The 4,731-nt window shown below is 70.5% G+C and carries 3 protein-coding genes and 1 pseudogene; 2 read left to right on the top strand and 2 right to left on the bottom strand.

Features of this window, described 5'->3' with window-relative positions; translation table 11 throughout:
- Positions 1 to 133 precede the first annotated feature (133 nt).
- Positions 134 to 796 (bottom strand): TetR/AcrR family transcriptional regulator, encoded by a 663-nt coding sequence (locus AC2VNT_RS12320; RefSeq protein WP_486947131.1) that lies wholly within the window; start codon positions 794 to 796, stop codon positions 134 to 136.
- Between the two features lie 100 nt (positions 797 to 896).
- On the opposite strand from AC2VNT_RS12320, the pseudogene AC2VNT_RS12315 reads away from it, so the two are divergent.
- Positions 897 to 2,219, top strand: a pseudogene (locus tag AC2VNT_RS12315) (DHA2 family efflux MFS transporter permease subunit); the annotation flags it as partial.
- 360 nt (positions 2,220 to 2,579) lie between these two features.
- Here the strand turns inward: AC2VNT_RS12315 and AC2VNT_RS12310 are convergent.
- Entirely contained in the window at positions 2,580 to 3,344 is a 765-nt protein-coding gene (locus tag AC2VNT_RS12310; protein ID WP_486947130.1) for a TetR/AcrR family transcriptional regulator, read from the bottom strand.
- 92 nt (positions 3,345 to 3,436) lie between these two features.
- On the opposite strand from AC2VNT_RS12310, the gene AC2VNT_RS12305 reads away from it, so the two are divergent.
- Positions 3,437 to 4,618: an NAD(P)/FAD-dependent oxidoreductase gene (locus tag AC2VNT_RS12305; RefSeq protein ID WP_486947129.1), complete on the top strand. Its 1,182-nt coding sequence runs from the start codon at positions 3,437 to 3,439 to the stop codon at positions 4,616 to 4,618.
- Positions 4,619 to 4,731 lie beyond the last annotated feature (113 nt).

Genomic DNA, 4,731 nt, shown 5'->3' with positions numbered 1-4,731 from the left:
CACGGAAACCGCCCGCGAAACACCCTCCTGAGCGCGCGCTTGGTCGGATCCGCCGGCTCCGCCCGGCCGATCAGGGGATGGATAGCTTTTTCAGCCTCGCTGACCAGGGCGGTCGTTGGTCGTCGACAACCACTCAACGCTGGCCGGTCAGCAGCGCGATCGACCGGCGCAGCTGCTGTTCTTCCGGCGCCGGGGGCAGCGCACCGCCGCCGGGCCGCAAGGCATCGACCATCAGCGCGGCGAACCGCCGCCAGGCACCGGGCGCCGCCCCGCCGGTCGCCCGCAGCACCCCGGCGTTGGCCAGCAGCAGCACCACCACGTCGCCGGCCGTCACGTCCGGCCGCAGCGCACCCTCCCGCTGGGCCCGGCCGACCAGCTGCCGGACCTTCTCCACCGCCTCGTCGGTGCGCCGGCCGATGTCGGTGCTGGCGGGAAACCGGGTGGTCAGCAGGTCGCGCAGCCCGGCGTCGTCGGCCTGCAGCTCGCACACCTCGAAGATCAGCGCGCGGAACCCGTCCCCGGCCACCGGGTTGGCCAGTGCCCGGTCCACCGTCCGCAGGTAGCCGGCGATGCTGCGCTCGAAGACGGCGCTCGCCAGGTCGGCCCGGGTGGGAAACCGCCGGTAGACGGTGGCCACCCCCACCCCGGCCCGGCCGGCGATCTCCTCCACCGGCACCGACAGCCCCCGCTCGGCGAAGAGCTCGCCAGCCGCCGCGAGAATACGGTCCCGGTTGAGCTGCGCGTCGGCGCGCAGTGGCCTGCCTCCCTCGCTCGGTCGGGCTGCGCGGGAGATCACAGCGCGAGCATAGCCGTACAACTGGAACGATGCCTCCACTTATCGCTATCGTTCGATTTAAGTGATAGAGGTTCTCCGCATATTTGAATGGAGCTATGGCATGACTGCGGTCCTGACTCCGCTGCGCACCACCGGGGCGATCCCCCGACCGGCCACCGGCCGGCGCTCGTCCGGCCGGCACGCCGCCCCCGCCCACAGCCACGCACCCGGCCGACACCGGGCTCCCCAACCCGCATCCCGGCTGCGCGGCAACCCGTGGTGGACGCTGGTGGCGGTCTCACTCGGTGTCGTCATGGTCGGGCTGGACGCCTCGGTGGTGGCGATCGCCAACCCGCGGATCGCCGCCGATCTGCACGCTTCGCTGTCGGACCTGCAGTGGATCACCGACGCCTACATGCTGGCGCTGGCCTCGCTGCTGATCTTCGGCGGCAAGCTCGGCGACCGGTTCGGCCGGCGCATGGTGTTCTTCGTCGGCGTGGTCGGCTTTGCGGCCGCCTCGGTGGGCATCGGGCTGGCCGGCACCGTCGCCGGCGTCATCGGGCTGCGCACCTTGCAGGGGGTGTTCGGTGCGCTGCTGATGCCGAGCACGCTGGCGATCATCCGGGCCAGCTTCCCGCCGGAGAAGCTGAACACCGCGGTCGGGATCTGGGGCGGCGCCTCCGGGGTGTCGGTGGCCGCCGGTCCGATCGTCGGCGGGCTGCTGGTCGAGCACGTCAGCTGGGAGTCGGTCTTCTACATCAACGCGCCGATCGCGGTGGCCGCCGTGCTGATCGGGGCGCTGACGATCGTGGAGAGCCGCAGCGCCGGCGAGCACCACCTGGACATCCCCGGCATCGTCACCCTCTCCGGCGGGCTGTTCCTGATCGTCTTCGGGCTGGTCAAAGGCCAGACCTGGGGCTGGCTGGCCGACGGCACCATCATCGTGATCAGCGTCGGCCTGGCCGCGGTCGCCGGGTTCGTGCTGATCGAGCTGCGCAGCGCCGCGCCACTGCTGCCGATGCGGCTGTTCGCCAACCGGTCGCTGTCGATCGGCACCGTGGTGGTGGTCGTCGACTTCTTCGCGCTGTTCGGCGCGGTGTTCTTCATCTCGCTGTACCTGCAGAACGTGCAGGGCTTCTCCCCGGTGCAGGCCGGGGTGCGCACCCTGCCACTGAGTCTGGCGCTGATGGTGACCGCGCCGCTCTCCGGGGTGCTCACCGAGAAGTTCGGTCCGCGCCCGGCGATGGCGGTCGGGCTGGCCGCGGTGGCCGGTGGGCTCTGCTCGCTGGCCTTCCTGCGGACCGACTCCGGCTACCCGGCGCTGTGGCCGGCGTTCACGCTGCTCGGCGCCGGGATCGGGCTGGTGCTCACCGCCAGTTCGGATGCGATCATCGGCAACGCCGACGTGGACGACGCCGGAGTGGCCGGTGGGCTGCAGAGCACCGGTGTGCAGCTGGGCGGGGTGCTCGGCACCACCATCCTGGGCTCGGTGATGTCCAGCCGGGTGGGCTCGGTGCTGGTCGACAACCTGGTCACGGCCGGTGTCCCGGAGCCGGTCGCCGAGAAGCTGGCCTCCGCCAAGGAGCTGGTGGCCCAGGGACTGGCGCCGATCCCGCCGGAGCTGCCCGCTCCGCTGGTCGGCCCGGTCACCCGGGCCAGCTACGACAGCTTCATGACCGGCCAGCAGGCCGCGATGGTCGTCGCCGCGGTGGCCGCCGCGATCGGTGCGGCGCTGACGTTGTTCGTCCGGCGGGGTGCGGTCGCGGTGGATGCGACACGGGTCGACGCGGACTCTGGTGCGGACTCAGGCGACCGGCCGCTGGCCCGGGACCGCTTCGTGCAGCGGCCGATCCGGGCTGATGGTGATGCCCAGCAGCTCTCCGGTGCCGGATATCACGCCCATCATGATCGTCGTCAGGTGCGCAACGAACTTCTCGTCGGGCATCCGCCGTGCGCTGTCCGGGTCGGGGCCGAGCCACCAGTCGGTGGCTGAGGCGGCCGAACCGAAGGCGGCGTAGGCGGCGAGCTCGAAGGCCGACCGGTCCAGCTCCATGTCACGCAGCTCGTTGTTGAACAGCTCGGCCATCGCCAGGGTGATCTCCCGGCCCTCGTCCAGCGACCGCACCCGCCGCTCGGACTCCTCGGGGGCGTGCCCCTGGACGAAGAACCGGACCACGTTCGGGTGCTCGTGGACCAGGGCGACGTACTCCTGCACGCTGCGGGCGATCACGTCGCGGACCGAGTCGGTGCCGAAGTCGACCGACGGGAAGATCGCGGCCCACAGCTTGTCACGCAGCCGTTCGCCGACCGCGTGAAACAGATCCGACTTGTCGGCGAAGTGGCGGTAGATCTTCGGCTTGGCGGTGCCGGCCTCCTCGGCAATCTCCCGCACGCTCAGATCCGGGCCGAGCCGGTCGATGGCCCGAAATGCCGCCTCGACGATCTCGCCGCGCACCTTCTTGCGGTGTTCACGCCAGCGTTCGCTGCGGGCGTCGACCTTCCGCCCGGCACTGGCACCGGTTCTGTGGCCGGTTTTGGCTCCGGTTCCGCTGCGCACGCTATGAACCATACTCGCCAAGCCGGTCCCGACCTGCGAGGACCGTTCGGCAGGTCGGCTAGCATGGCGTTCCGGTTAATGTCCCGACACCGAGACGAGATGTAGTGGCGCAGCGATTCGACCTGGCGATCGTCGGTGGCGGCCCGGCCGGATCGGCAGCCGCCTGGCAGGCGGTGCAGGCCGGTGCGCGGGTGATCGTGCTGGACAAGGCGCAGTTCCCCCGGGACAAGCCGTGCGGCGACGGGCTCACCGCCCGCGCGGTGAGCTATCTGCAGAAGATGGGCCTGGCCGAACAGGTCGCCAAGTTCCACCGGGTGAACCGGGTGCGGGTGTACAGCCCGAGCGAGTGGGAGCTGTCGTTCCCGCGCCGGCCGGGGATGCCCGACCACGGGCACACCGTCAGCCGTACCGAGCTGGACACGCTGCTGCTCAAGCACGCGGAGGCGGCCGGTGCGCAGGTGCGCCAGTCCGCCGAGGTTACCGGGCCGGTCTGCGACGACACCGGCCGGGTGACCGGGGTGCTGCTCAAGAACGGCGACACCGTGCCCGCCGATGCGGTGATCGCCGCCGACGGCGCCTACTCGCCGATAAAGCGGGCACTCAACCTGGACTCGGCCTACCACGGCTACTCGGCGATCGCGATCCGCGCCGAGATGTCGGCGAACCGGCCCGACTCCGACTCACTGGACATCTACCTGAAGCTGGCGTTCCAGGGCGACCAGCTGCCCGGCTACGGCTGGGTCTTCCCGATGGGCGGCGGCCGGGTCAACATCGGGCTCGGCTACGTCAACAGCTATCAGAACTGGCAGGCGATCAACGCCACCGCGTTCCTGGGCGAGTTTCTGGCTACCCTGCCGCGCGAGTGGGAGCTGCCGCCGATCACCGAGCTGAAGAAGTCCAAGACGGTGCGGGCCTGGCGGCTGCCGATGGGTTTCACCGCGTGGCCGCCGTGGCGGCCTGGGGTGCTCTTTGCCGGTGACTCGCTGGGCGCGGGCAAGCCGGCGTCGGGTGCGGGCATCTCCAAGGCGCTGGAGTCCGGGCTGGCCGCCGGCGAGTGCGCGATCGCCGCCCTGACCAACGGCGGGCCCGACGATTTCACCAACTACGCCCAGCGGATGGAAGCCGCCTGGGGCCGGGAGTACAAGCGCGGCCGCTACTTCCACAAGCTGGCCGGCATCCCGGCGATCGCCAACGCCGGCCTCAAGGTGATCGACAACGGCCGGGTACGCGACTTGCTGCTGCGCCGGTTGTATGACCACGGGCACGGACCGCAGCACAGGTATTAAATTAAAGAGGTTTCGGTAATAGGGTGAGTCGCTCCGCAGGATTTACGTTGCGGTGTAGGACAATTGGTGTGTGGTGAGATCGACCGGCAAGCGGCGAGCGGGTACTGGCGCCC

This window comes from Mycobacterium sp. TH-M15 (assembly GCF_057473705.1).
Note: the sequence above shows the minus strand (reverse complement) of the source record. Positions and strands in the feature narration are given on the sequence as shown.

What these genes read in the sequence shown, in the direction of transcription:
- AC2VNT_RS12310 (WP_486947130.1), bottom strand. Translation starts at nt 3,344, where the DNA reads ATGGTTCATAGCGTGCGCAGCGGAACCGGAGCCAAAACCGGCCACAGA.